Annotated in this window: 30 protein-coding genes; 13 read left to right on the top strand and 17 right to left on the bottom strand. The window is 65.0% G+C overall.

Annotation, left to right across the window (positions count from 1 at the left end):
• Nucleotides 1-31: 31 nt before the first annotated feature.
• On the top strand, nucleotides 32-313 hold the full coding sequence (locus tag WJT74_RS11170; RefSeq protein WP_343344881.1) for a hypothetical protein: 282 nt from the start codon (nucleotides 32-34) through the stop codon (nucleotides 311-313).
• Here WJT74_RS11170 and WJT74_RS11165 read toward each other — a convergent pair.
• Nucleotides 310-738, bottom strand: a complete 429-nt coding sequence (locus WJT74_RS11165; protein ID WP_343344879.1) for an OsmC family protein — start codon at nucleotides 736-738, stop codon at nucleotides 310-312. The genes WJT74_RS11170 and WJT74_RS11165 overlap by 4 nt on opposite strands.
• On the bottom strand, nucleotides 735-1,151 hold the full coding sequence (locus tag WJT74_RS11160; RefSeq protein WP_343344877.1) for a pyridoxamine 5'-phosphate oxidase family protein: 417 nt from the start codon (nucleotides 1,149-1,151) through the stop codon (nucleotides 735-737). The genes WJT74_RS11165 and WJT74_RS11160 overlap by 4 nt, the downstream gene beginning before the upstream one ends.
• A gap of 119 nt (nucleotides 1,152-1,270) precedes the next feature.
• Here WJT74_RS11160 and WJT74_RS11155 point away from each other — a divergent pair, with 119 nt between their 5' ends.
• Nucleotides 1,271-2,398 (top strand): hypothetical protein, encoded by a 1,128-nt coding sequence (locus WJT74_RS11155; protein WP_343344875.1) that lies wholly within the window; start codon nucleotides 1,271-1,273, stop codon nucleotides 2,396-2,398.
• Nucleotides 2,399-2,415: 17 nt separating this feature from the next.
• Here WJT74_RS11155 and WJT74_RS11150 read toward each other — a convergent pair whose 3' ends face one another.
• The 3 genes from WJT74_RS11150 to WJT74_RS11140 are packed head-to-tail and all read right to left on the bottom strand — an operon-like array spanning nucleotide 2,416 to nucleotide 3,709.
• On the bottom strand, nucleotides 2,416-2,937 hold the full coding sequence (locus tag WJT74_RS11150; RefSeq protein ID WP_343344873.1) for a hypothetical protein: 522 nt from the start codon (nucleotides 2,935-2,937) through the stop codon (nucleotides 2,416-2,418).
• A 26-nt stretch (nucleotides 2,938-2,963) separates the two neighbouring features.
• On the bottom strand, nucleotides 2,964-3,380 hold the full coding sequence (locus WJT74_RS11145; protein ID WP_343344870.1) for a GFA family protein: 417 nt from the start codon (nucleotides 3,378-3,380) through the stop codon (nucleotides 2,964-2,966).
• Nucleotides 3,377-3,709: a DUF962 domain-containing protein gene (locus WJT74_RS11140; protein WP_343348184.1), complete on the bottom strand. Its 333-nt coding sequence runs from the start codon at nucleotides 3,707-3,709 to the stop codon at nucleotides 3,377-3,379. Before WJT74_RS11140 ends, WJT74_RS11145 begins: the two co-directional genes overlap by 4 nt.
• A 92-nt stretch (nucleotides 3,710-3,801) precedes the next feature.
• Between WJT74_RS11140 and WJT74_RS11135 the strand changes: the two genes are divergently transcribed.
• Entirely contained in the window at nucleotides 3,802-5,157 is a 1,356-nt protein-coding gene (locus tag WJT74_RS11135; RefSeq protein ID WP_343344868.1) for an NAD-dependent succinate-semialdehyde dehydrogenase, read from the top strand.
• Between the two features lie 91 nt (nucleotides 5,158-5,248).
• On the opposite strand, the gene WJT74_RS11130 is transcribed toward WJT74_RS11135, so the two are convergent.
• A complete protein-coding gene (locus WJT74_RS11130; RefSeq protein ID WP_343344866.1) occupies nucleotides 5,249-6,745 on the bottom strand; it encodes a S41 family peptidase in 1,497 nt (498 codons plus the stop codon).
• A gap of 108 nt (nucleotides 6,746-6,853) precedes the next feature.
• On the bottom strand, nucleotides 6,854-7,384 hold the full coding sequence (locus WJT74_RS11125; RefSeq protein ID WP_343344864.1) for a peroxiredoxin: 531 nt from the start codon (nucleotides 7,382-7,384) through the stop codon (nucleotides 6,854-6,856).
• Between the two features lie 53 nt (nucleotides 7,385-7,437).
• Here WJT74_RS11125 and WJT74_RS11120 point away from each other — a divergent pair, with 53 nt between their 5' ends.
• Complete coding sequence (locus WJT74_RS11120; protein ID WP_343344862.1) at nucleotides 7,438-7,971, top strand: hypothetical protein; 534 nt, start codon at nucleotides 7,438-7,440, stop codon at nucleotides 7,969-7,971.
• Here the strand turns inward: WJT74_RS11120 and WJT74_RS11115 are convergent.
• A complete protein-coding gene (locus WJT74_RS11115) occupies nucleotides 7,893-8,579 on the bottom strand; it encodes a 1-acyl-sn-glycerol-3-phosphate acyltransferase (protein WP_343344859.1) in 687 nt (228 codons plus the stop codon). The two genes, WJT74_RS11120 and WJT74_RS11115, sit on opposite strands and share 79 nt — an antisense overlap.
• Nucleotides 8,580-8,687: 108 nt before the next feature.
• Here WJT74_RS11115 and WJT74_RS11110 point away from each other — a divergent pair, with 108 nt between their 5' ends.
• Both WJT74_RS11110 and WJT74_RS11105 read left to right on the top strand, forming a co-directional pair.
• Nucleotides 8,688-8,963 (top strand): hypothetical protein, encoded by a 276-nt coding sequence (locus tag WJT74_RS11110; protein ID WP_343344857.1) that lies wholly within the window; start codon nucleotides 8,688-8,690, stop codon nucleotides 8,961-8,963.
• Nucleotides 8,964-9,149: 186 nt separating this feature from the next.
• The gene (locus WJT74_RS11105) at nucleotides 9,150-9,746 is read left to right on the top strand and encodes a fasciclin domain-containing protein (protein ID WP_343344855.1); all 597 of its coding nucleotides are present in this window, start codon (nucleotides 9,150-9,152) and stop codon (nucleotides 9,744-9,746) included.
• Nucleotides 9,747-9,835: 89 nt separating this feature from the next.
• Here WJT74_RS11105 and WJT74_RS11100 read toward each other — a convergent pair whose 3' ends face one another.
• On the bottom strand, nucleotides 9,836-10,507 hold the full coding sequence (locus WJT74_RS11100; protein ID WP_343344853.1) for a 5'-methylthioadenosine/S-adenosylhomocysteine nucleosidase: 672 nt from the start codon (nucleotides 10,505-10,507) through the stop codon (nucleotides 9,836-9,838).
• Nucleotides 10,508-10,553: 46 nt separating this feature from the next.
• Nucleotides 10,554-10,706, bottom strand: a complete 153-nt coding sequence (locus WJT74_RS11095; protein ID WP_343344851.1) for a hypothetical protein — start codon at nucleotides 10,704-10,706, stop codon at nucleotides 10,554-10,556.
• 173 nt (nucleotides 10,707-10,879) lie between these two features.
• Here WJT74_RS11095 and WJT74_RS11090 point away from each other — a divergent pair, with 173 nt between their 5' ends.
• Complete coding sequence (locus WJT74_RS11090; protein WP_343344850.1) at nucleotides 10,880-12,661, top strand: SLC13 family permease; 1,782 nt, start codon at nucleotides 10,880-10,882, stop codon at nucleotides 12,659-12,661.
• 88 nt (nucleotides 12,662-12,749) lie between these two features.
• Here the strand turns inward: WJT74_RS11090 and WJT74_RS11085 are convergent, their stop codons facing one another.
• A complete protein-coding gene (locus tag WJT74_RS11085; protein ID WP_343344847.1) occupies nucleotides 12,750-12,941 on the bottom strand; it encodes a PspC domain-containing protein in 192 nt (63 codons plus the stop codon).
• 264 nt (nucleotides 12,942-13,205) lie between these two features.
• A complete protein-coding gene (locus WJT74_RS11080) occupies nucleotides 13,206-13,445 on the bottom strand; it encodes a hypothetical protein (protein ID WP_343344844.1) in 240 nt (79 codons plus the stop codon).
• 146 nt (nucleotides 13,446-13,591) lie between these two features.
• On the opposite strand from WJT74_RS11080, the gene WJT74_RS11075 reads away from it, so the two are divergent.
• A complete protein-coding gene (locus tag WJT74_RS11075) occupies nucleotides 13,592-15,415 on the top strand; it encodes an ABCB family ABC transporter ATP-binding protein/permease (RefSeq protein ID WP_343344842.1) in 1,824 nt (607 codons plus the stop codon).
• A 454-nt stretch (nucleotides 15,416-15,869) separates the two neighbouring features.
• Here WJT74_RS11075 and WJT74_RS11070 read toward each other — a convergent pair whose 3' ends face one another.
• Entirely contained in the window at nucleotides 15,870-17,330 is a 1,461-nt protein-coding gene (locus tag WJT74_RS11070; protein ID WP_343344839.1) for an ATP-binding protein, read from the bottom strand.
• A 76-nt stretch (nucleotides 17,331-17,406) separates the two neighbouring features.
• Between WJT74_RS11070 and WJT74_RS11065 the strand changes: the two genes are divergently transcribed.
• Together WJT74_RS11065 and recQ are read left to right on the top strand one after the other, a co-directional pair.
• Nucleotides 17,407-17,820 (top strand): TIGR01244 family sulfur transferase, encoded by a 414-nt coding sequence (locus WJT74_RS11065; RefSeq protein WP_343344838.1) that lies wholly within the window; start codon nucleotides 17,407-17,409, stop codon nucleotides 17,818-17,820.
• Nucleotides 17,821-17,878: 58 nt separating this feature from the next.
• A complete protein-coding gene (gene recQ, locus WJT74_RS11060; protein WP_343344836.1) occupies nucleotides 17,879-19,636 on the top strand; it encodes a DNA helicase RecQ in 1,758 nt (585 codons plus the stop codon).
• A 19-nt stretch (nucleotides 19,637-19,655) separates the two neighbouring features.
• Here the strand turns inward: recQ and WJT74_RS11055 are convergent, their stop codons facing one another.
• The 3 genes from WJT74_RS11055 to WJT74_RS11045 are packed head-to-tail and all read right to left on the bottom strand — an operon-like array spanning nucleotide 19,656 to nucleotide 21,516.
• Entirely contained in the window at nucleotides 19,656-19,871 is a 216-nt protein-coding gene (locus tag WJT74_RS11055; RefSeq protein ID WP_343344833.1) for a DUF2007 domain-containing protein, read from the bottom strand.
• On the bottom strand, nucleotides 19,868-21,256 hold the full coding sequence (gene tldD, locus WJT74_RS11050) for a metalloprotease TldD (RefSeq protein WP_343348182.1): 1,389 nt from the start codon (nucleotides 21,254-21,256) through the stop codon (nucleotides 19,868-19,870). Before tldD ends, WJT74_RS11055 begins: the two co-directional genes overlap by 4 nt.
• A 35-nt stretch (nucleotides 21,257-21,291) precedes the next feature.
• Nucleotides 21,292-21,516: a zinc-finger domain-containing protein gene (locus WJT74_RS11045; RefSeq protein WP_343344831.1), complete on the bottom strand. Its 225-nt coding sequence runs from the start codon at nucleotides 21,514-21,516 to the stop codon at nucleotides 21,292-21,294.
• Nucleotides 21,517-21,593: 77 nt separating this feature from the next.
• Here WJT74_RS11045 and WJT74_RS11040 point away from each other — a divergent pair, with 77 nt between their 5' ends.
• From WJT74_RS11040 to WJT74_RS11030, 3 genes are read left to right on the top strand one after another with little or no spacing between them, the layout of a single operon-like run.
• Nucleotides 21,594-22,520: an ABC transporter ATP-binding protein gene (locus WJT74_RS11040; protein WP_343344828.1), complete on the top strand. Its 927-nt coding sequence runs from the start codon at nucleotides 21,594-21,596 to the stop codon at nucleotides 22,518-22,520.
• Nucleotides 22,517-24,100: an L-aspartate oxidase gene (gene nadB / locus WJT74_RS11035; RefSeq protein WP_343344826.1), complete on the top strand. Its 1,584-nt coding sequence runs from the start codon at nucleotides 22,517-22,519 to the stop codon at nucleotides 24,098-24,100. The genes WJT74_RS11040 and nadB overlap by 4 nt, the downstream gene beginning before the upstream one ends.
• A complete protein-coding gene (locus WJT74_RS11030) occupies nucleotides 24,097-24,786 on the top strand; it encodes a Crp/Fnr family transcriptional regulator (RefSeq protein WP_343344824.1) in 690 nt (229 codons plus the stop codon). Before nadB ends, WJT74_RS11030 begins: the two co-directional genes overlap by 4 nt.
• 4 nt (nucleotides 24,787-24,790) lie before the next feature.
• Here the strand turns inward: WJT74_RS11030 and WJT74_RS11025 are convergent, their stop codons facing one another.
• Nucleotides 24,791-25,225: a hypothetical protein gene (locus WJT74_RS11025; RefSeq protein ID WP_343344822.1), complete on the bottom strand. Its 435-nt coding sequence runs from the start codon at nucleotides 25,223-25,225 to the stop codon at nucleotides 24,791-24,793.
• Between the last annotated feature and the right edge of the window lie 3 nt (nucleotides 25,226-25,228).

The following is a 25,228-nucleotide window of genomic DNA, read 5'->3' as shown; positions in this document are numbered from 1 at the left end:
TTGGTGCGCTGCAACAAAAGAAAGTCCGTCGATGCCGCGTCCCAATGATACGAACCCCTATGCCCTCATGACCCGAAGTTGGCTCCTCGGGATGGAAGCTGCGCAGGTCGTCGGGCTGCGCTCGCTACGCCTCATGCAGGGCGGCAAGGTGGCCGATCGCGAGGCTCAGCGGATGGTGACCGAGAAAATCACCGCCTCGAGCGCGCTTTGGATGCGGCTGTGGAGCGAGGCGGACTGGACCGGTGCCGCCGACGCGGCGCTGGACGTCGCAACGCCCCGCGTCCCCGCCAATCGGCGGCGCCTTTCTCGCTAGTCCTTGAGCGTGATGTCGAGCGTGATCTCGCAGTCGAGCAGTTTCGACAGCGGACAGTTTCGCTTCGCCTCGTCCGCGATCTTCTCGAATTCCTCATGGTCGATGTCAGGGACGCGCCCGACCAGCGTGAGCGCGGACTTGGTCACGGTGAACCCGTCGCCGTCCTTTTCGAGCGTGACGGCGCAATCGGTATCGAGCTGGCCCTGTTCGTAGCCGGCCTTCGCCAATCCGAAACTGGTCGCCATCGTGAAACAGCTCGCATGAGCCGCGCCGATCAATTCTTCGGGGTTGGTCCCGGGTTCATCCTCGAACCGGGTGTTGAAGCCATAGGGTTGTGCGTCGAGCGCCTTGCTCTCGGTCCAGATGTGACCCTTGCCGTCCTTGCCGAGCCCTTCGTAGCGGGCAGATGCCTTGTTGACCGTCACGCGACCCACTCCCCTTCCTCACGACCCTTCCAATAGGCGATCCGCTCCGGGCTCACCTCGATGAGGATCAGTCCTTCGGTATCGAGTCCGTCCTCGAACCACTTTTCCAGATCGGGCACCCAATGCTTTTCCTGGGTCGCTCGGTCCTGATGCAGCTTGGCGCGTCCCTGGACCGCCACATAGGCCTCGCCGCTGGAATAGGTCGCGCCGCACTGGTCGTCCCGCTGCAGATCGTCATCGATCCGCCCGTCGTCGGTGGCGAAATGATAGCTGGTACCGTCTTCTGCACTGACGTCCTTGTTGTTGGACATCGGACGGGCGGCGATGGCACCGCCCTTCGTTTTCGTGACGAGCATCGCGACGTCGATCGTCTTCATCATCTCGACGGCTTTTTGCAAATCGGATTGGGCCATATTGTGTCTCCTTCGCCTCCCCTAACGTGGATGATGGGGGAAGCGTTGCCGCCCACGACCAGAAAACAAATCTTAACCCCCTTCGGCTACGCCCGCTTCAACCGATCGAGGGAGTGGGCATGGGGCGCGAAGACCGTTTGCGGGTCGAGGACGGCGACGTGGCGAACGCCGCGCACCACCCCGGGTACGTCCATATTCCTGACGCGGGGACCGAGGGCGTCCGCTCCTACGCCGAGCCCGAAACCCCGCATCCGCTCCAGGTTACCTTCCTCAGCCGCGAGGGCGAACGCGCTTTCATCGACCATGTCCGCAGGTTGTGCGTGGCGGGTCGGTTCGACGAGGCGGCCGCAATTGTCGAAGAAGGGTTCGCCGCCTTCACCGGCCGCATCGCCACGCGAGCCAAGGCCCTTTGTCTAGATGACGTCGTCATCGACGGGTGGGAGGATCTCGCCGAGATCATCGCCGAATTCGAAGGACCTGCCATCAGCGCGATCACCGCGGGCCTCGGAAACGAGCCCGATCTCGTGTTCGATCTGACAAAGGAGCATGAGCCGACGCTGCATTTCCATCTCTATTCCGACGATGTGTACGACTTCTCGGCGCGCAGCGACGCCGATCTGCTGGCCGCGTGCGAGGAGGACTGTCCCGGCTGGGCGGGCGAAGAGGAAGACGTCGAATTCTATGTCGGCATCGAGGGGTTCGCCGCGCTCAACACCGCGCTCATCCAATGCAAGCATATCCACTTTCTGCGCGACGGGCGCGACGGGGTCGAAGGCCGCGCGCCGGGCGGTTATGTCGAATATCAGCTGGGTTGCTGGCTGCGCTGCATCCGCTACCTCCAGGCGCTCGCCCGAGAGGTCGAGACGCACGGCTTACCCGAAGGCGTGCGCCTCATCGCGGGCACGTTCGACCTGAACAGCGACATGGCCACCATCCTCGGCGCGGCGAAACATGTGACGGTGGAAAAGAGCGACACGGCCGCGCCCGTCGCTATGCTCACGCTCGGCGAATGGGTGCCCAAGCACGATCCGCTTGCCGACATGGAATCGGGATCGAGCCTGCGCCAGCGGATCGCCGCGGCAGAAACCGAGCCGGTCATGCCCGACAAGGGCGATGCCGGTGCGGAGACCGGCCATTCGTGCGAGTACGAGCCTGTGTCAGAAGCCGCCGCCGACAACGAAGCCGAGCGCAGCCTAGAGCCACGCGGCTTCCTCGCCCGTCTCTTCGCCCGCTTCAACGGGCGCTGAGCCCCGCACGATCGCGACTATCGGAGCGGCGTGGCCGTATCGAACTCGACGCGAAAGAAGCGGCCTGTTGGGCGACGGAGTTCATAGGCGAACATGTCGTCGCCGACCTCCAGCGCCCAGACATTTACGACCGAGGCGTCGAGCCCTTCGCGGCGGAACAGCGCGATTGATTCCTCGTCAACCGGAAACTCCTGCCGCATGGCCGAGCCGGCTGTCGTCGCGGTCCCGCCGTACCAGGTGACGGCGTCGGGCGTGCCGTCCGCGTGCAGGTGCTGATGTTTCAGGCGAAGCCCGGCATCGGTGCGCGTGACCACCCAGGTACGCGATCGATCGTCGCCGACCCGGAAGGGAATGCGAACTTCGGTATCGTCGCAGCTCGCGACGTGCATCTCCATCTCCTGCCCGCGAAAGTCCGCGTCGACGTCGTCGTTGCTGACGAGGGCGCCCGCAAATCGCTCTCCGCATAGTGAGGATAGCCGTTCGAAGAAGGCATCCGCCTCGCTCGGTGGCGGTGTCGTGGCGCAGGCGGCAAGAGCCATAGCAGCACATATCGAGAATAGGCTCTTCATTGTTCGGCCTTCACTTTCGCCATGATCTCCGCCCCCGTCAGACGCGGCTGACCGCCCTCGATCGTCAGCCAATCCGGCTTTTCGTCGATGAAGATCTCCTCGCGGATCGGTCCCGACAGTCCTTCGAACAGGCCGGCCATGAAACTGCGGCTGTCCTTGGGCAGATAATGAAAGAATAGCGCACTGCCGCAGTGGGAGCAGAAGCCCCGTTCCGCCCAGTCGGAACTGCGGAAGGTGCGCACATTCTCTTCGCCTTCGATCGTGTAATCCTCGACGGCGCGGGTCGAAAGATAGGGTCCCCCGACATAGGCCTGGCACATGGTGCAATGACAGACTTCCACGGTCTGGTCCGGAAGGGTGGCCTCAATCCGCACCTTGCCGCACAGACATTTCCCGTGGACGGTGACGCTCATCGCGTGACGCCGGCGCGGTCCAGTTCCGGCCCCAATCGTCCGGTCAGCCACAACCACCACATCTTGAAATCCGCCCCTAAGGACCAGAGCGGGTAGGTGAAGGTCGCGGGGCGGTTCTTCTCGACGCCGAAATGGCCCAGCCATGCGAAGAAATAGCCCGCCACCGGCACCGCCAGCAACAGGAGCCAGTTCGCGGTGAGGAGCGCGTAGAGGGCGATCGCAACGACCAGGCTGGTGCCGACATAGTGAAGCGCACGTGTCTGCGGCTTGGAATGCTCGCGCAGATAGTAGGGCCAGAAGGTCTCGAAGCTCTGATATTCGCGGGCCATGCGCAAAAGACTGCCACTCCCGTCCTCGTCCGTCCAGCGGGAACGCACCGCGCGCGCCTCACGTTCGCATCAGCGAAAAGGAGACAGCGCTCATGCTCACCAGCACCAACCCCGCCACCGGGGACCTCATCGAACGACACGACGAACTGGACGAAGCGGGCATCGACGAGGCCCTCGTCCGCGCGGACGACGCCGCCGCCACCTGGCGCAGCTCGGACCTCGACGAACGGACCGCGCTGCTGTCCGCCATCGCGGACGGGTTCGAGAAGGAGCGAGACGATCTGGCCGCGATCGCGACGCGCGAAATGGGCAAGACGCTGCGGGAGAGCAGGGGAGAGGTCGAGAAGTGCGTGAGCGCGCTACGCTATTTCGCGGAACACGGTCCGGGGTGGCTCGAGCCGGAAAAGATCCCCAACGGAAAGGGCGAATTGCGCTGGCTTCCGATCGGGCCGGTGCTCGCGGTCATGCCGTGGAATTTTCCCTATTGGCAGGTCATACGCTTCCTCGCCCCGACGATCATGGCGGGCAATGTCGGATTGCTCAAACATGCCAGCAACGTGCAGGGGGTCGCCAAGGCAATCGACCGGATCGTCACCGAAGCAGGAGCGCCCCCCGGCGTCTTCGCGAACCTCACGATCGGCTCGAAGGTGGTTTCGACTATCATCGAAGACGATCGGGTTCGCGCCGTGACCCTGACCGGCAGCGAGCCCGCCGGCCGCGCGGTGGCGGAGACGGCCGGGGCAAACCTCAAGAAGGTCGTTCTCGAACTGGGCGGTTCGGACCCGTTCATCGTGATGCCGTCCGCCGACATGGATGATGCTGTCGACAAGGCCGTGAAGGCGCGCATCCAGAACGCGGGACAGAGCTGCATCTGCGGGAAGCGGATGATCGTCCATTCCGACATCTTCGAAGAGTTCGAAGGTCGGTTCACCGATGCGATGCTGGCCGTAAAGGACGGCGATCCGTTCGACGAGGCGAGCGACATCGGACCCATGTCGAGCGAGGAGCAAAGACAGACCGTGCTCGACCAGCTCGAGAAGGCGATGGAAGCCGGCGGTCATCTGGCGGGCGGAGAGAAACGCGACGGGCCGGGCGCCTTCCTTGGTGCGGGCATTCTCACGGGGCTCGATCCCGACGGACCGATGCAGGACGAGGAGGTTTTCGGTCCCATCGCGATGTTGTTCGAGGCGAAGGACGTGGACGACGCGATCCGCATCGCCAATATCACGCCCTACGGACTGGGCTCCGCGGTTTTCACGCAGGACGACGAGGAAATCGAAGCCTTCACCGTCGGGATCGACGCCGGGATGACCGCGATCAACGATCTGTGCGCGAGCCGCGTCGAAGCGCCGTTCGGTGGGGTCAAGAATTCGGGCCACGGGCGCGAACTCTCGCGGTTCGGGCTGCACGAGTTCATGAACCTCAAGAGCATCTTCCGCGAGGACTGATCGCAGGACAGGGTACCGGCCTCCCCATACCCATACAAAAAGGGCTCCGGATCACTCCGGAGCCCTTCTTGCCTGCGGCAAGGGGAAGCCGCTAGATCTGACCGAACAGCACGCGCTGAGCGTAGCTCGGATTGGCCGGCGTGAGCTCGATCCGCTGATCGCGCGACTGCAGCGTGCGCGACGTCGCGGTCGAGGTGATCGGCGTACAGGCGTTCTGCCCGCCCCGAATGAAGTCGAGCGCGGTCGCGATTGAATCTTCGGACGAATTGCCGAACGGAGTGAACACATCGTCCGCCGCCGCACAGGTCGCCGGATAGCCCGGCCAGTCGCCGTTCGGGAACGCGAGCCCGTCGAAATAATCGCCCTGGCCGTCGGCGTTCTCCGTCCGGAAGGCGACGATGCGAAGGCGATCGTCGCACGCGGCCAGATCGCGCGCGATCTGCCCGACCGGCTTGCCGAATGTGTTGCGGCCAACGATGGCGACGTCGGTCCCGTAGAACGGTGTGAACGCGGCTGCGAGCAGCTCGCTCGCCGACGCGCTGTTGCCCGTGGTGATGAACGCGATGCGATCGGGGTTGATCTGATTGGTGCGGGTTTCGAACCGCTCGGTGTCGTTGGCTCCTTCGGCCGCCAGACGATCGTTGAACACGGTTCGGCTGAAGACCTCTCCGACCAGACCACCACCCAGCAGATCGCCGAAGTTCTCGGCGACCGAGACCAGGCCCCCGCCGTTATAGCGGACATCGACGATCACGTTGCTGACGTTGGCGGTACGGAAGCGGCCGAACGCATCGATCAGCTGCTGGTCCGCGGTCCGCGAACCGAACGTCCGCAAATTGACGTACCCGGTGTCCCCGAAGATCGCGACACCGCCGCTGGCGTTGCTCGGGACCGGAAGCAACGTATATTCGTCGGCCGTCAGCGTGACCTGCGGAAGGCTGCCGGCCTCGTCCTGAGCGCCGCGATCATATTCGATGACGATCGATTCGCCTTCCTCTGACGGGAACAGCAGCGCCGAGAGAGCGGCAATACCCTGCGTAGTGACGATTTCCTGCGGCGTGCGGAGCGCACTGCCCGCGGCGCCGATGCGCGTGATCTCGGTACCACGGCGCAACCCGGCCTCGAACGCGGGACCGTTTTCATACGTGTCGCGCATGTACAGTTCGCCGGTGTTCGAGAAATAGACCGGTCGCCAGCCATAATCCTCGTTGATCGCGTTGCGGATGAACTCGTTTTCCTCTTCGATCGAGGTCACGAAGTTGAAACCAGCCTTGTCGACGCCCGCTTCGATCGCGGGGCGAACCAACGCGTCGATATAGGCCTGCAGCGTCGTATAGTCTTCGATATCGACCGACAGGTCGAGAAGGTCGTTATAGAGATAATCGCGCTGATACTGCTCGAGCGCGAAGGCCGCCCGGTTTTCCAGGCTACAGGTCCCACCCGTCGGGGTCGGCGTCGGAGTGGGTGTCGGCGTGGGAGTCGGTGTCGGCGTGGGCACTTCGGTGATCGGCGGTGGCCCGCTGTCTCCGCCGCAACTGGCCAGCATCGCACTCGCCATGATGACCCCGACAATCTTACTCGCTCGCATAACTCTACCCTTCGCTAAGAATCGCTATCTCGCCACATGGCGGAATTTTAACCGCAAACACAAGGCGTTGATCGCAAAAAACAAGAAAAGCCGCGCCTCGACCGTCGCCTACGGCCGTGCCAACCGCTCGACCGCCGCCAGCGTCCGCGCCACGTGATCCTTGTAATCCATGTCCGAATGGACGAGCGCGATGCGCCCGTCGGTGCCGATCACGTAGGACGTGCGGTTCGCCATCGCGACGGCAGGCAGCTTGGCATCGTACGCGGTCAGGAGATCGCTCGATGCGTGCGCCATCGGGACCTGCGAGCGGCACACTTCGGTCGAAAACCGCGACAGCGTTTCCACGTCGTCGCCCGAGAGGCCGACGACCGTCGCGCCCGCGGCGCGGAAACGCGGCATGGCGTCGGCGAACGCCTTGCTCTCCAAGGTGCAGCCGCTGGTGAACGCCTTAGGGAAGAAATAGAGGACCACGGGTCCTTTCTCGAGCTGTTCGGCGAGGTGGAACCGGAATTCGCTCCCCCCGATCGCGCCCATCGTCTTGAAATCGGGGGCTTCGGCGCCCGAAGCGAGCTGGGCGGCGGCGGGCGACGCGAACAGCATTGCCGCGACGGCCCAGATCATGGTTGCAAAGCTGCGCATTCCGGCCTCTCCTGAACATCCGCCCGAATGTATGAACGGACGAGGATGATGGCATGATGAACGCGCGAGGAAAAGTCGGCTATTGGGCCATCTTGGGGATGCTCGCCCTCACCGCGTGCGATTCCGCGGCGGACGGCGATGATCGTGCGCTGCCGGGAGAGCCCGCCGCACCGCCCACCGCGGGAGAGCCGAGCGCGTCGATGCGGGCGACGACGGACTGGCAGCTCGACCTGTCGCAACGGGGCGGAGCGCGCCTGCTCCATCCAGCCAGCGCGATCGACGCGGGCAGGGATCCGGTCGTGATCCTGACGTGTGTCCCGTCGGGGCGACTCATCGTTCGCTTGCCACGCGTCGCGCCGATCCCGAGCGAAGAGCGCCTGAGCATCGGCAGCGGCGGGGACGTCGTTGCCTTCGTCGCCGATACCGGCCCCGAAGCGCGCAGCGCAGCCGCCCGCGGACCACTTCCGCTGGCGTTGGACCGGATGCTGGAGAGCGGGTTCGCCGCCGCCTATGGCGCGACCTCGGTGGGGGCATTGCCGCCCGTGCCCGCCGACATGCGCGCCCGTTGGCGTTCGGCCTGCAGCTGAGGATCGAGCCCGTTGCCGTCGGGAAACAGGACCATTTCGGGATAGCGCGGACGCAGGCTTTTGAAGAAGGCGATGGCCGGCGCCATATCCTTTTCTAGGTCGCCGGTCGGCCAGATCGTCGGGCCGATCAGTCCCTCCCGCCGCTCGTAGTCGGGTCCCGCACACACGATGGGTATGCCTGCCGCTTCGGCGATCCGGTAATAGCCCGTGCGCCACTCGGTCGTCGGCGAGCGAGTGCCTTCGACCGCGATGACGAGTGCGAACTCCTCGGCCTCCGCAATCCGCGCCGCGACTTGCTGGACCATGCCTTTCTTCTGACGCCGCCGATCGACCGGCACCCCGCCCATCGCCATCATGAAATCCCGCATCGGCCACCGAAACAGGCTGTGCTTGCCGATATAGCGGGGGGTCAGCCCGAGCGTCTCGACCACGCCCAGAAAGACGAGAAAATCGTAATTGGAAGTATGAGGAGCGCCGGCAATGATGAATTTTCGCGTGTCGGGAAGCGGCGCGCCTCCCACTGTCCAACCGTTGATCCGCCACCAGCGCATGACGCCCCATTTCAGCAGACGCGCCAGCGGCGAGGAGCGAGGGATTTCGGAAGCCATCTCCTTTCTCATCGCCGCTGGTCGCCGGCTTGGCAACCATGGCGCGAACATGGAACCGTAGCCGGGCGCAGAAGATTGGTTCGCCGACTATTCCTCGGGAGAAATTTGATGAAAGCCTTTCTCATCGCGCTCGTCCCCGCGCTGGCACTCGCCGCCTGTGGCGACACCGACAGCGACGGCAGCATGGACGACACCGCCCTCGACCCCGTGCCGACCGCCCCTCCGGGCGCCGAGCCCGCGGTTCAGGAGGAAGGCACCATCGATCCCGGCGACCCCGCCGCGACGGGAGGTTTCAACACCAATCGAGGCGAAGGGGCGTCGGACGTCGATGCCGGTGTCGGCGAAACGGACGCCCCGGCCGCCGATTCCAACCCGCCCCAATAGTCAGGTTTCATGACCCTGAGGTCCGTCGTACGGGGCCTTTTTCGAGCGTGATACCCACGGCCCGGCGGTCGACGAGCCTCGGCTCGTCGTTTCGTACCCCCGTCTTTAGGCCGTGGATGGGAACACCGCGTATCGATGTTCCGTTGTGTGAGTGACTAGAACATATCCAAATATTGGAGAAAACTGATGAAAACGCTTACAATCGCCTTTCTTTCGAGTGCTGCCCTCGCCCTTTCGGCCTGTGGTGACACGGAAACGACCACGGAAACCGACACGACCAACGAAATGATGGCCGATGACACGGCGATGATGGACGACAGCATGTCCACCTCGTCCGGCACGATCGTCGAAGTCGCGCAGGGTAACAGCGACTTCTCGACCCTCGTCGGTGCGGTGACCACCGCGAACCTCGCCGATACGCTGGGTGGTGACGGCCCGTACACGGTATTCGCGCCGACCAACGCCGCGTTCGACAAGGTCGACCAGGCCACGCTCGAAGGGCTGATGAGTGACGGGCAGCGCGAGCAGCTGTCGAATGTGCTCACCTATCACGTCGTCGAAGGTGAAGTGATGGCCGCCGACCTGACGCGCCAGATCGAGGAAGCCGGTGGCACCCTCGAACTGACGACCGTTTCGGGTGGCACCCTCACCGCGATGGTCGAAGGCGGCAATGTCGTCCTGACCGACGGAATGGGTAACACCTCGACCGTGACGCAGACCGACGTCGACGCGTCGAATGGCGTCATTCACGCCATCGACACCGTCCTGATGCCGGCCGCGTAACCCCCGGAACCTACCGCGCGTCGCGGCGCCCGCTCAACAGTCGCGACGCGTTTCGAAGCGCCGTCACCCCTCAAGGGTGGCGGCGTTTCTTATGATCGGGGTTGCTCGAGCAAGAGGTCGACGAGGCGATCGACTGCGTTTGCCGCCTTACGAGACGCGCCGAGCAGATTATCCTTGAATGACGTCACGCCTGAAGCGTCCGCCTGGTCGCTGACGCTGCGGATCCCTGCCCAGCCGACCTTGTGCGCCGCCGCTACCTGCGCGATCGCCCCCGTTTCCATGTCGACGAGTTCGGCCCCGAACTCCCGAGCCATGCCGCGCGCCTTCGCGTCGTCCTCGACGAAGCAGTCGCCCGTCACGATCGTGGCATCGGGCAGGTCGATACCGGGATTGGCGATGGCTACGAACGGCTCCGGCGACGGCTTACCGAACGGGAGGCTGCCCGCACGAAAGGCGACGAACCGATCGGGGCGATAACTGCCGTAGTCGTGCTGATAGGCGCGATCGAGCCAGAAAAGGTCCGCGGTGGCCTCCCCGATCCGGCCCGCGACGCCCATCGAGACGATGATGTCGCACCCCGCCGCGATCATTTCGGTCGCGACCATCGCGGCGTTGACCTTGCCGATCCCGGCGCAACCGATGACCCAGCCATCATCGCCTTCGCGGCAGTAGTAGGGCGATCGGCGACGCCTTCGCCCAGCCCCCGGCCGAAAGGTTTCGGCCTCTTCCAGCAGTCCCGACACGATTCCGATGCGGGGCATGGGGGCTCCTACTGGCGGGGCGGATCCCTACGATCCACCCGTACGCTCAGGTCGACAAAGCGGGAATGACCCAGACAAGCGTCATCGCCACGACGATGATGACCATCGAAACACCCAGGACCCACCGACCGACATGCGGCTTGACCGCGCCCGTCGCTTCTTCCTCGGTGACATGAACTTCTTCGCCTTCACGATGCATCTGGTTCGCCCTTTCATTCTTGCGTCCCGACACTTGCCGGGCGCTCCCTTCGCGGGATCCGTCATCGGGAATAGCGCAGGTTCGGCGCTGTGTCAGCATGGTCGAAAGGGGGCTGGCGTTCGGTGGGGAGGGTTCCTACCATCCGCATCCACGATGGCTGATCGGGTTCTTGCTTGCTGACATTGCCTTCCCTGCACGCCGCGCTCGCCATGCTGGTGGCGATCGGAATGTTCGCGGCGTTCGCCAGCAATCGTTTTCGCGTGGAAATCATCAGCCTGATGACGATCGGCGCGATCGCGCTCTTGCTCTATCTCTTCCCCATTCCCGGCACCGCAAAGAAAGACGGCATCGACTTGGCGTTCGGTGGGTTCGGACATACCGCGCTCATCACGATTTCCGCGCTGATGGTGATGGGGCGGGGACTGGTCGTCACGGGGGCGCTGGAGCCCGCGGCGCGGTCGCTGGCGGCGGTCTGGCGCATCAACAACGGGCTGGGGCTTTTGGTGACCCTTCTGCTCGCGCTCTTCGCGTCGATGGTCGTCAACGACACGCCGGTGCTGGTGCTGCTCATTCCGATCATGGTGCAGCTCGCGCACGGTGGTGCGCTGCCCGCGTCCAAGACGCTCATCCCCCTCAATGCGGCAATCCTGATCGGCGGGATGGCGACGACGATCGGCACGTCGACAAACCTGCTGGTGGTCTCGATCGCCAACGATCTCGGCATGCCCGAAATGTCGATCTTCCATTTCACGCCGCTCGTGCTGATGGCCGCGGTAATCTGCTTTCCGTACATCTGGCTGGTGATGCCGCGGCTTCTGCCCGACAACAGTCCCGAGGCCGGCCACGAACCGCGCAAGTTCATCGCCACCCTTCGCGTCGGCACCGACAGCGGCTGGCTGGGCAAGGCGGTGGGAGAGTTTCGTGACAAATTGCCCGATACCTTCGCCTTCGTCCGCGAGCCCAAGACGTTGCAGCCTGGGCAGCGGCTGACCGCCTTCGCCACCGCCGACGCCCTGCGCGAGGCCGCGCGCAAGCTGGACGCCGCCACCGCACCGCGCTGGCTGGTCGACCGGCTCCAGAAAGACAGCGCGCGCGCCGGCAAAGATCTGGTCGAGGCCGAACTGGCGATCAGCGGGGACAGCCGCCTCGTCGGGCGCACGCTCCAGACCGCGGGGATCAAGGGCGTCGCCGTCCTCGGCGTAGCGCAGGCCCCCAGTCGCGGCTTTGCCGCCCCGCGCGAACTTTCCGCCGAAGCGCGATTGGCGGAAGGCGACATCCTCCTCGTTCTCGGGCGGGAGGAGGCGTTGCAGGAATTCGCCAGTGCGGAAGCCATGCTGATGCTCGACGGGGCCCGGCCCTTGCCGAGGCGGCGGAAGGCGCTGACCGCGATCGCCATCATGGGCACCGCGGTCATCCTGGCGACGTTCGGCATCGTGCCGATCGCGATCAGCGCGCTGGCGGGCGCGATCGCCATGTTCATCACCGGCTGTGTCCACTTCGACAAGGTCGGGCGCGCGCTGTCGGCCAAGGTCATCGTGCTGGTCGCCGCCTCGATCGCGATCGGACGTCTCATCCTCGAAAGCGGCGCGGCGCAATATCTTGGCGAAACGCTGGCGCTCGGCATGGAGGGTCTCCCCGGCGGGATCGTGCTGGCGCTCATCATGCTCTTCGTGACGCTGCTCACCAACTTCGCGTCCAACGCCACCGCCGCCGCGGTCGGAACGCCCATCGCCTTCAGTCTGGCGGGTCAGCTGGGCCTGCCGGTCGAACCGCTCGTGCTCGCGGTCCTGTTCGGCTGCAACCTCTGTTACGCGACACCGATCGCCTACCAGACCAACATGCTCATCATGGCCGAGGGCGACTACAAGTTTAACGACTATCTCAAGACCGGCATCCCGCTCGTCGTGCTGATGGTCGCTAGCCTTTCGGTCATCCTCTCGCTCACCTACTTCTAGGACAAAGCAAAAGGCCCGCCGGAGCATCCTCCGGTCGGGCCTCGTCGCTTGATCCCGGCGCGCGTTCGCTGGGTTCAGGTGGGTGGGATCACCGCGCCGTGTCGGCGACGAGACCCGTGATGAGATACGCGAGCAGGGCGGTGCCTGCGCTGATGAAGAAGCCGACGACCCAGGCGAGCCGGACGAGCGTGACGTCCATTCCGAAATAATCGGCCATGCCGGCGCTGACGCCCATGATCTTGCCGTCGGTTTTGTCGAGAAGAAACTTGCGGTCCATCATTGTCCTTTCGTGATGTCGAAGGTGGTTAGGCGATCGGCGCACCCGAGACGGCGGCACCCAGGAACAGGCTGGCCGACAGGATGGCTCCGATGGCGGAGACGAGGATGTTTTCCTTGGAGAGCGATTGCATTGGTCATTTTCCTTTTTTTTGGCGAACCCATCAGCGGGTTCACCCCCTACGTTGCAGGAGGCGTGCCAAACGAAAATGTCCAAAGATTTCAGTATGTCGCCAAACCAATCGGAGTAGATTGGCCGAAATTCCCACTAGCTGTTGGGAAGATTTCCCAACGATGAACGAAATTTGGCCGGGATGCGGGCGACCGGGCGGCATTCGGCTTCGACCCAGGGAGCATCGACGTCGTCGCTCGACGCCAGCGCATCGTCCAGCGCTGCAACGCAGGCAGCTTCGCTTTCGAAGGTCGCCTCGACCGCCCTCACCGCATCGCAGCTCGTCCCGCCGTCGGCACATCCAAAAAGGAGGATCGCAAAGGTTACCGGTTCCATGAAAACTTCCGCTCGTCTGAATGATCAACTTGCCCGATCAACCGACCTGTCGTCGGCGCGTTCCCAAGAATACGGTGCCGTAACAATCGAGCAGTGACGGTGTCTCCGTTGTCGTAGAGCCCTGCGCTTCCTATCTCTTCCTCCGCATGCCTCCCGATACTTCCACCGAAAGCAGCCAGGACAAGGGCGATCTTCGCATCCTGTTGCGCTTCCTTCCCATGCTCTGGCCGGTGGGCGAGACGGGGCTGCGCGTGCGCGTGGTCATTTCGGTCCTGCTGGTGCTCGCGTCGAAGGGCATCGAGATCGCGGTCCCCTATTTCTACAAATATATCATCGACGGCATGAGCGCGGATGCCGACGCGCCGCAGGTCGCACTATCGATCCTGCTGGGTCTCGTAGCCGCTTACGCCTCCACCCGCTTGGTCGGCACTTTGTTCGACAATCTGCGCAATTCGATCTTCGAGCGCGTGGGACAGGATGCGGCGCGCAAGCTGTCCAGCGGCCTCTTCCGGCATCTGCACGCACTGGGGCTGCGCTTTCACCTCGAACGGCGCACCGGGAAGATCGCGCGGCTCATTGAACGCGGGACGAAGAGCATCGATTCCATGCTCTATTTCCTGCTGTTCAACATCGCGCCGACGCTCATCAGCCTCATTCTCATCGGCGGCGTGTTCTGGGTCGAATTCGGCTTTGGCATGACGGCCGCGACCACCGTGCTGGTGGTCGTCTACATCGTCTTCACCCGCGTGGTGACCGACTGGCGCAACAAGATCCGCCGCGAGATGAACACGGTCGACCAGCGCGCCGCACAGCGCGCCGTCGACAGCCTGCTCAATTACGAAACCGTCAAATATTTCGGCGCGGAGGAGCGTGAAGCGGAGCGCTACGACGGGTCGATCCACGCCTATCAGGAAGCCGCTATCAAGAACGAGACCAGTCTTGGCTGGCTCAACAGCGGGCAGGCGGTCCTCACCAACATCATGATGGGCGGAGCGATGGCCTATACCGTCTGGGGCTGGAGCCGGGGGACCTATACGCCCGGCGATGTCGTCCTCGTCAACTCGCTGCTGATGCAGCTTTATCGGCCGCTCAACATGCTGGGCTGGGTCTATCGCTCGATCCGCCAGGGGCTGATCGACATGGAGGACATGTTCGCGCTCCTCGATACTCCGGCCGAGATCGTCGATCACGAAGGCGCGATCCCGTTGCCCGACGGCGAAGGCGACGTCGTCTTCGACAACGTGCATTTCAGCTACGATGGCGAGCGTCAGATCCTAAAGGGTCTCGACCTCACCGTTCCCGCCGGCACCAGCCTCGCGGTCGTCGGCCCCTCGGGTGCGGGCAAGTCCACGCTCGCCCGCCTCCTCTATCGCTTCTACGAGCCGCAGTCGGGCAGCATCACCATCGGTGGGACCGACATCAACCATGCGACGCAGGCGAGCCTACGCGAAGCCATCGGCATCGTCCCGCAGGACACCGTCCTGTTCAACGATACGCTCGCCTACAACATCGGCTATGGCCGTGCCGAGGCCAGCCAAGCCGACATCGAGCGGGCCGCCAAGGGCGCGTCGATCGACCGCTTCGTCGAAAGTCTGTCGCAAGGCTACGAAACCGAAGTCGGCGAACGCGGGCTCAAGCTATCGGGCGGGGAAAAGCAGCGCGTCGCCATCGCCCGCACGCTGCTGAAAGACCCGCCGATCCTGCTCCTCGACGAAGCGACCAGCGCCTTGGACAGCGCCACCGAACAGGACATTCAGGCCACGCTCGAAAAGGTCATGCGTCGGCGCACGACCATCATGATCGCCCACCGCCTGAGCACCGTCGTCAACGCCAACCAGATCGTCGTCCTCGACGAAGGAAGCGTCGCCGAACGCGGTACCCACGACGAACTGCTGGCGACGGGCGGCCTCTACGCCGACCTTTGGGCGCGACAGCAGGCGGAACGGATGCTGGAGGAAGCGGCGGAGTAGCATCGTTCCGAGAGGAGAACGACATAGATCAGCTCAGTAGGGGTGCCACCAATACACGTTCCCGGAGAGCTTCGAGAATCGCTCTGTAGGCTCTGGAAGAGCTTCACCCGCTCTAGGGACGAAGTATCCCCATCCTTCATCGAAATAGGGTTTTGTCGTAATCCAAACTCCATTCCGATCCACGTCAACAAAATGAGGATCAAGAGAGGCGATCGTGTGCGGCCATTGGGCTTCTGGCACAGCACCGACAAACGACGCCGAAGAACCCTCCATCATTTGAGACGCTTCCGTCTCAATTTGGACCAAAATCGCGGGATTTTTCGAAGGCTGCTCACACGAGCCTGTCAGGAACAGGATGAAGCTCAAAAGAGCTATGCGGAAGGAGGCACCTGTCATCGCCTCATATTACGCCGACAGCCAACTTGCACAATTACGGTCGCCGAGCGGAAAATTCCTAACCCGCCGCCGTCGTCCAACCCACGCTCGGCAGCGTGATACTCGTCTTTCCGGCCATGTCGGTGCGGGTCACGATGAGGTCCTTTTCCTCCATGTAACCGATCAGGCGGCGGGCGCGCGACAGGCTCGCGGTGCCGTAAATGGCGGCGATCGCTTCCTCGCTCGGCCCAGGATCGCCGCTGCGCGCCGCGCGGGCGATGAGGAGGTAGGGTGCCAGCATATCCTCGGGCAGGTCGACCGCCGCCTCCAGCGCCTCGCCATAGTCGTTGGCCGGATCGCCGAAGATCCCCGCCCGCGCCGCCGCCAGTCGTTGCGAGAACTCCGGCAGGTCGAGCGGCGGCGTGCGCAGTCCCGCCATCCGGCACCGAACCGAAAAGTCCTGGTAGGCCACCGCGGCGCCGCGCGGGCGCCCCTCTTCCTCCTCGACGATCCCCGCCAGCGCGCGCTCGATCACGGGCGCAATCTCTTCGGGGTCGGGTTCCGGAGCTTCGGGCTCCGGCACGCCGCGCTTGGCCTCCGCCGCTTTTGCAAGCTTCGCCATCATGCTTTCCGACGGAAGTGGCGCGGGGTCGGGCTTCGGCGAGGGTGGCGGTGGCGGCGGGGCATCGGCCAGTCCGTCGAACAGCAGCGCCTGCGGATCGGCCTGCCCTTGAGGCAGCGGCACCAGTCCTGGCGTCCCCTCGCGCGGGCCCGTCTCGACATTGCCGATCATGACCTTCACCGGACGCCGCGACACCGCCGGACCGAGACCGAGAAACTGGCCCCGCTCGAGATCGCGGATCTGTTCCGCCTGCCGTCGTTCCATGCCGAGAAGGTCCGCCGCACGCGCCATGTCGATGTCGAGGAAGGTGCGGCCCATCAGAAAGTTCGACGCCTCGGCCGCGACGTTCTTGGCGAGCTTCGCCAGCCGCTGCGTCGCGATGATTCCGGCCAAGCCGCGCTTGCGGCCACGGCACATGAGGTTCGTCATCGCGCTCAGCGAAGCGCGTCGCACGTCCTCGGGCACTTCGCCGCCGCCGGTCGGGGCGAACATCTGTGCCTCGTCAACGATAACGAGTGCAGGATACCAATGCTCCCGAGGCGCCTCGAACAGGGCGTTGAGGAACGCCGCGGCGCAGCGCATCTGCCCGTCCGCCTCCAATCCTTCGAGGCTCAAGACCACGCTCACCCGATGTTCGCGGACCCGCGCCGCCAGCGCCAGGATCTCGGCGTCCGAATGATCCGCCGCCTCGATAGCGACATGGCCATAGGCATCGGCGAGGGTCGTGAACTCGCCCTCGGGGTCGATCACCACCTGCTGCACGTCGCCCGCGCTCTGTTCGAGCAGGCGGCGCAGAAGGTGCGATTTGCCGCTCCCCGAATTGCCCTGCACCAGAAGACGTGTCGCCAGCAGTTCGCCGAGGTCCAGTGCCTGTGCGCGCCCTGCCGGATCCTCCCCCATCGCGATCATCGTACCCATCGCAAGCGACTGTGGCGTGCGGGGAGCCTCAGGACAAGCGAGGCGTTGGCAGGGAAAGGATTTGAGGAGATCATTCATGGCGACCGTCACCAAGCTGGAAGAAGGTTTCTACGTCGGGCCGCAGATTACCCCTGACGAGGTCGCGCAGCTTGCCGACGCCGGGTTCGGCTTCATCATCAACAACCGGCCCGACCTGGAAGAGGACGGCCAACCGACCGGCGCCGACATCCACGCCGCCGCGGACGCGGCGGGAATGGGCTATGCGCACGTCCCCGTCGAACGCGGCATCTCCCCCGCCGAGGTGGACGCCGAAACGGAAGCGCTGGAGGAGGCAGGGGGACGAAAGGTCTTCGCCTTCTGCCGCACGGGGACGCGATCGACGCTGTTGTGGGCACTGGCCCGCCATGGGCAGGGACGCGACAACGACGATCTTCGCGCGGCCGCCGAGGCGGCGGGCTATTCGCTCGATCCCATCGAGCATCTGCTCTAGCGCTTTTTATCGCCGCGCACGGTTGTGAGGCGACAGTGTAACAGCTAGCTGGACGCGGGTGTCCGGTCCCGCTCAGATCCTACAGGAAGTCTTTGGCTTCAGCGCCTTTCGCGGAGTCCAGGAACAGGTCGTCGATCGCGTCATGGCGGGCGAAGACACGCTCGCCATCATGCCGACGGGCGCGGGCAAGTCGCTCTGCTACCAGCTTCCAGCCGTGGCGAAGGACGGCACTGCGATCGTCATTTCCCCCCTCATCGCGCTGATGGAGGATCAGGTGCGCTCGGCCAGCGCCAACGGCATCCGCGCCGCCGCGCTCACCAGCGCGACATCCGACAAGATCGCGGTCGAACGCGCGCTGGAGGCAGGCGACCTGGACCTGCTCTACGTCGCGCCCGAACGCGCGACGACCGATCGGTTCGGCATGTTGCTGGAACGGGCGCAGATCAGCCTGTTTGCGATCGACGAAGCGCATTGCGTCAGCGAGTGGGGGCATGATTTCCGCCCCGACTATCGGATGCTCCGCCCCTTGCTCGACCATGTCGGAGCGCCGCGGCTGGCGCTCACCGCGACTGCCGACAAGCGGACGCGTGCCGACATTCTGGCGCAGCTCGCGATCCCCGAAGAGGGCATGATCGTCGCCGGGTTCGACCGGCCCAACATTCGCTATCACGTCGTGCCGCGTGCCGGGCTTCCCGCGCAGCTCAAGCGCCTCGCCGCCGCGCATCCCGGCCCCGGCATCGTCTATTGCCCGAGCCGCGCGAAGACCGAGAAGATCGCCGCCGATCTGCGCGAGACTGGGCGCCCGGCCGCCGCCTACCATGCGGGGATGGAAGCCGAGATGCGACGGTCGAACCAGCATGCGTTCGTGGCGTCGGAGGACATGGTGATGGCCGCGACGATCGCCTTCGGCATGGGCATCGACAAGCCCGACGTCCGGTTCGTGGCTCACGCCGGCGCGCCCAAGTCGATCGAGGCCTATTATCAGGAAACGGGCCGCGCGGGTCGCGACGGGGAGCCCGCGGAAGCCTGGATGTTCTGGGGCGCAGAGGATTTCGCCCGCGCCCGCCAGCGGATCGAGACCGAGGTCGAACCCGGGCGTCGCCACGGCGAACGCGAACGGCTCAACGCTCTTGCCGGTTTCGTCGAGGCCGCGACCTGCCGCCGCGCCATCCTGCTTCGCCATTTCGGCGAGGATCCGCCCGAGACCTGCGGCAATTGCGACAATTGCCTCGACCCGCCCGAGACGATCGACGTGACGATCGTCGCGCAGAAGATCCTGTCCGCCGCCTTCCGGACCGAGATGCGGTTCGGTGTGGGCTATCTGAAACAGGTGCTCGGCGGCGACGATAACGAGAAGGTGCGCGGCAACGGTCACCATTCGCTGTCGGTGTTCGGTATCATGGATGCGGACGAATTGGCGCTGGTCCAGCCGGTCGCGCGGGCGCTCATCGCGCGCGATGCCCTGCGCGCGGATGCCTATGGCGGCCTCAGCTTCGGGCCGGGGGCCAAGTCGATCCTCAAGGGCGAGGCGGAACTGGTGATCGCGGTGCCGCCCAAGCGCACCCGCCGGGCGCGCCGCACCCGCGAGGATCATGCGCCCGATCCCGTGTTCGATGCGCTGCGCGAATGGCGGCGCGCGGTCGCCAAGGAAGCGGGCGTCCCGCCCTATGTGGTGTTTCACGACAGCACGCTGCGGCAGGTCGCATCGGCAAGGCCCGACAGCTTGCCCGCGCTCAACCGGATCGACGGAGTGGGGGAGAAGAAGCTGGAACGCTATGGCGAGGGACTGTTGGCCGCATTGGCCGACGCTACCTAAGACGTCGAGCCTCGCGGCATCAGCCCGCTTCGCCGTCCTTGGTGAGCACCGCCACTGCCGCTTCCAGTTCCTCGGGCGCCACCATCAGCCTCACCCACGCCAATCCACCGCCGCCGAAAACGCTGTTCAGCCCCTCGTCGAAGGTGAAACTGGGAATTCCCGCATGCTGGAGCTGGTGCTTGGCCAGTTCGGCCTCGACCTGCGTGGGGAAACGCCCCGCCTCGGCGAGGCTCACGCCGCCTCGGTCCCGCCGACGGTGATCGCGCTGACCAGGGTGGATGGCTGACCGACGCCCGCGGGCACGCCCTGTCCCGCCTTGCCGCACACGCCGGTGCCCTCGTCGAGCGCGGGGTCGTTGCCGATCCCGATGATGCGCCGCATCACCGTGGGACCATCACCGATCAGCGTCGCGCCCTTGATGGGGTCGCCCAGCTTTCCCTTCTCGATCTTGTAGGCCTCGGTGCAGGAGAAGACGAACTTGCCCGACACGATATCGACCGATCCGCCGCCGAAGCTCTTGGCGTAGATGCCCTTGTCGACGCGCGACAGCAGCTCTTCGGGATCGTCCTCGCCGCCTTCCATGAAGGTGTTGGTCATCCGCGGCATGGGGGCGTGGGCGAAGCTTTCGCGCCGACCGTTGCCGGTGGGTTCGACCCCCATCAGCCGCGCGTTGAGCCGGTCCTGCATATAGCCCTTGAGGATGCCGTCCTCGATCAGCACGTTGCGCTGCGTCGGGGTGCCCTCGTCGTCGATCGTGAGGCTGCCGCGGCGGTCGGCGATGTTGCCTTCGTCGACGACGGTCACGCCCTTGGCCGCCACCTGCTCTCCGATCCGGCCCGAAAAGGTCGACTGGCCCTTGCGGTTGAAGTCGCCTTCCAGCCCGTGACCGACCGCCTCGTGCAGTAGCACACCGCACCAGCCGTTGCCGAGCAGGACGGGCATGTCGCCCGCCGGCGCCGCGACCGAGCGCATGTTGACGTCAGCCTGCGCCACCGCGCCGTCGACCGCGCGCTTCCACGCGGCCTCGTCGAACAGTCGGTCGTAGAGGTAGCGCCCGCCATAGCCGAAGCTGCCGCTCTCGCGCCGGTCGCCGTCGGCCATGACGACACTGACCGTCATGCGTACGAGCGGGCGGATGTCGGTGGCGAGGAAGCCGTCGGCGCGCACGATCTCGACGACGCTCCACGCCCCCGAGAGAATGACGCTGACCTGGTCGACGCGCAGGTCGCGGGAGCGGGCGTCGGCCTCGATCTCCTGGATGAGCGCGAGCTTCTTCTCGAACGGGACGAGCGAGAGCGGGTCCTCGTCGGTATAGAGGCGAGCGTTGGTGCGCGCGGGCGATGCGGCGGCGCGCTGTTCGGCGGGATCGAGGAGACGCAGCGTTTCCGCCGCCCGGTCGATCGCCGCGACGCTGAGCTCGTTGGCGTGGGAGAACCCCGTCATCTCGCCCGTCACGCCCCGCAGGCCGAAGCCGGAATCGGTCGAATAGTCCGCGGCGCGCAGCCGCCCGTCGTCGAACGCGATCGTCTCGGTCGCGCGATACTGGAGGTAGAGTTCGCCGTCGTCATGCCCCGACAGGTGCCGCCGCGCGGCGCGCGCCGCGGTGTCGGGATCGAGCATGCCGTCGCGATAGAGGAGCCCGCGCGGTCCGGCGATCACGTGACCTGACCTGCAGCTTTCTCCTTGGCATTCCCGTGGTCCGCCGCGCCGCCGACCAGAACGAACCTCTTGTCGCAATATTTGCATTCGACGAACCCGTCGTCGTCGATGTGATAATAGACACGCGGATGGCCGAGCGAGGGGGAAATCTCGGTCGCGCCGTCGCAATGGACCTTGAGCGTGTCGACTCGAACCGTCTCGGGCGGGGGAATGTTGGTCATGCCCTAGAGATAGCGTCGCACGTCCCCGCCTTCAATGCGGCTTTGCGCCTCTGCCACGCTTCGCTAAGGCGATGGCGATGACCGACAATCCCGCCATTTCCATCGCCAACCTGTCCAAGACCTACGAGGGCGGCAAGAAAGCCCTGGACGACGTGAGCTTCGACGTGCCGCAGGGGCAGATCTTCGGCCTTCTCGGCCCCAACGGCGCGGGCAAGTCGACGCTGATCAACATCATCGCGGGGATGGTGAACAAGTCCGCGGGCAAGGTCTCGGTCTGGGGCTTCGACATCGATACCGACCATCGCAACGCGAAGGCGTCGATCGGGATCGTACCGCAGGAAATCCTGTTCGACCCCTTCTTCACTCCGCGCGAAGCGCTGGAGATCCAGGCGGGGCTGTGGGGCGTGCCGCCGGAGCGGCGCCGGACGGACGAGATCCTCGAGAGCGTGTCGCTGGCCGACAAGGCCGAGGCGTATGCCCGGACGCTGTCGGGCGGAATGAAGCGGCGGCTGCTGGTCGCCAAGGCGATGGTCCATTCGCCCCCCATCCTCATCCTCGACGAGCCGACCGCGGGCGTGGACATCGACCTTCGCCAGCAGCTGTGGAGCACGGTGCGCGACCTCAACAGCCGCGGCGTCACGGTCGTGCTGACCACCCACTATCTCGAGGAAGCCGAGATGCTGTGCGATCGCATCGCCATCATCAATCACGGCAAGCTCATCGCCGACGAGGCCACCCCCGACCTGCTCGCCAAGGCGCAGGACAAGGAAGTGGTCGTCACCTTCGACAAGCCGCTCGACATTCTTCCGGTCGACGAGCGGTTCGAGAAGGTCGAACGGATCGGCGAGGACGCGCTCGCCATCACCTACTCGAAGGACAGGATCCACGCTGGCGACGTCCTGCGGCTGCTGAACCGCGACGGGTTCGACATCATCGACGTGCGGACCCGCGAACCCGATCTGGAGGACGTGTTCCTGAGCCTGACGCGAGACGCCGCGGGATGAGCCGCCATTTCGACGTTCTCGTGATCGGCACGGGCGCAGCGGGTCTCACCGCCGCGCTCAACCTCGCCGAACGGTTCAAGGTCGGGGTGCTGGCGAAGGGCGCGTTGGGCGGCGGAGCGACCGAATGGGCGCAGGGTGGGATCGCCGCGGTGCTCGAGGACGAGGACAGCTTCGACAACCATATCCGCGATACCATCGTCGCGGGCGCGGGACTGAACAACCCCGACATCGTCGAGATGGTGGTTCAGAGTGCGCCCGCCGCGATCGCGCGGCTGGCCGATCTGGGCGTGCCGTTCAACCTTGCCGACGACGGCGACTGGCATTTGACGCGCGAGGGCGGGCACAGTCACCGCCGCATCGTCCATGTCCACGACGCCACCGGATGGGCGGTGGCCGAGGCCTTGGAAAAGGCGGCGGTGCAGAGCCCCAACATCACGCTTCTTCCCGGCATGGCGGCGATCGATTTCATTCAGGGACGGCATGCCGAGGACTTCTCGACCAGCGGGTCGGTCCACGGGGTCTACGCGCTCGATCGCGCGGCGGGAGAGGTCGAGACGCTGACCGCGCGTGCCACCGTCCTGGCGGCGGGCGGGGCGGGGCGCGCCTATCAGTTCAGCACCGCGCCGCGCGGTGCAACGGGCGACGGCATCGCGATGGCGTGGCGCGCCGGGTGCAGGATTTCCAACATGGAATTCATGCAGTTCCACCCTACCTGCCTCTACAATCTCGAGGTCAAGAATTTCCTGATCACCGAGGCGGTGCGCGGCGAGGGGGGCATCCTGACCAATCCGCAGACCGGCAAGCGCTTCATGAAATATTACGACGAGCGACTGGAGCTCGCCCCCCGCGACATCGTCGCCCGCGCCATCGATGCGGAGATCAAGCGCGACGGGCTCGATTATGTCCACCTCGACATCGCGCACCGCGGCGAGGCGTTCGTGACAGAGCATTTCCCGACCATCCACGAGAAGCTGCTCGGCCTCGGCATCGACATCACCAAGGAGCCGATCCCCGTCGTCCCCGCGCAGCATTATACCTGTGGCGGCGTCCTGGTGGATGCCCACGGCCGCACCGACGCGCCCGGCCTCTACGCCGCGGGCGAAGTCACGATGAGCGGGCTGCACGGCGCCAACCGTCTCGCCAGCAACAGCCTGCTCGAATGTTTCGTGTTCGGCGATGCGGCGGCCGAGCACATTAAGCAGAGCTGGGACGACCTGCCCCAACCGATCGCCGTCCGCCCATGGGACGAAAGCCGCGTTACCGACAGCGACGAGGAAGTGGTGATCCAGCAGGTCTGGGGCGAAATCCGCCGCTTCATGTGGAATTTCGTCGGGATCGTGCGCACCACCAAGCGTCTGGAACGCGCGAAGAACCGCATTGACCTGCTGCGCGAGGAGGTCGAGGAATATTACGGCAGCTTCCGCGTCACCCCCGACCTGATCGAACTGCGCAACCTCGTCGAAGTCGCGGACCTGATCGTCCTCAGCGCGCTGAAACGCCACGAAAGCCGCGGGCTCCACTACACGCTCGATTATCCGGAGACGGCGGACGAGGCGAAGGACACGGTTCTGGTTCCGTGAAACTCGATTGTGCCCACTGCCCCGTTCGCGACAGCGCCGCCTGTTCGGCCCTGTCGGATGCGGAGCGGGAGGAACTGTCGCGCCTCGGCCGTCACCGAACGTTCGCCCGCGGCGAGACAATCTTTCGCGCAGGCGACGGGAACGACCAATGTGCCACGCTGACGTCGGGACTGCTCAAGATTGCGCAGGTCGACGCGAATGGCTCCGAGCGCATCCTCAGCCTCGTTCATCCGGCCGGGTTTGCGGGCGAAATGTTCGCACCTATCCTCAACCACGACGTGGTCGCGCTGACCGACAGCCGTTTGTGCCTGTTTCGGCGAAGCGATTACGAAGCCGCGATGGAGCGCCACCCCGCGCTGACGAATGCGCTGCTTCGTCGTTCCGCGCGAGACCTCTACGATGCGCGTACCCAGATCGCACTCGATGCGAAGAGGGGTGCCGGCGCCAAGGTCGCCAACCTGCTCGTCGCGCTGGCGAAGGCGGCCAGTCATTCGCCTTGCCACGCCGCGGCCCGCTTCGAGCTTCCGCTGACGCGCGGCGAGATGGGACAACTCCTCGGCCTTACGATCGAAACTGTCAGCCGCCAGCTGACCCGGTTCGAGAAGGACGGAATGATCGAGAAAAGCGGCGCGCGCGGAATCCTGGTGAAGGATCCCGCGCGGCTCACCGCGTTGGCCGGGGCCTAGCCCCTCACACGATCGCAGCGATGCTCACCACGGCGATGCCCCAGCCGAGGATGAGGACGGGGAGAATGAGCGCCTGCACCAGCGCATCCCGGCCCTTGCACAGACCGGTGTGGGTGGCGATCCCGTGTGCCATCAGTTCGTCCATCCGAAGGGCGCGGCTGTCGTTGCCCGGCTTCATTCCGGTCCACAGCATCGGAACGACGTAGAAACCGACGGTGAAAATGACGAAGATCGCCATCGGAAGGATCATCTGCGGCTCGTAGAAGCCGACGAACATGACACCGAGATAGGCGAGGAACAGGCCGAAATAGGTCGCGTGGATCGCGACCGGCAGGCCGAAGTTGCGATCCTCGATATCGGGACGCAGGTTGGACTTGAGGTGGGGTGCGGCTACCCGTTCGGCCACCGCGAGGTCATGTTGCTTGATCGGTTCGGACATTGG

The organism is Sphingomicrobium sp. XHP0239, assembly GCF_039555325.1.
GTDB classification, from domain to species: Bacteria; Pseudomonadota; Alphaproteobacteria; order Sphingomonadales; family Sphingomonadaceae; genus Sphingomicrobium; species Sphingomicrobium maritimum.
The sequence above is the reverse complement of the archived record's forward strand: the minus strand, read 5'-3'. Positions and strand labels throughout refer to the sequence as shown.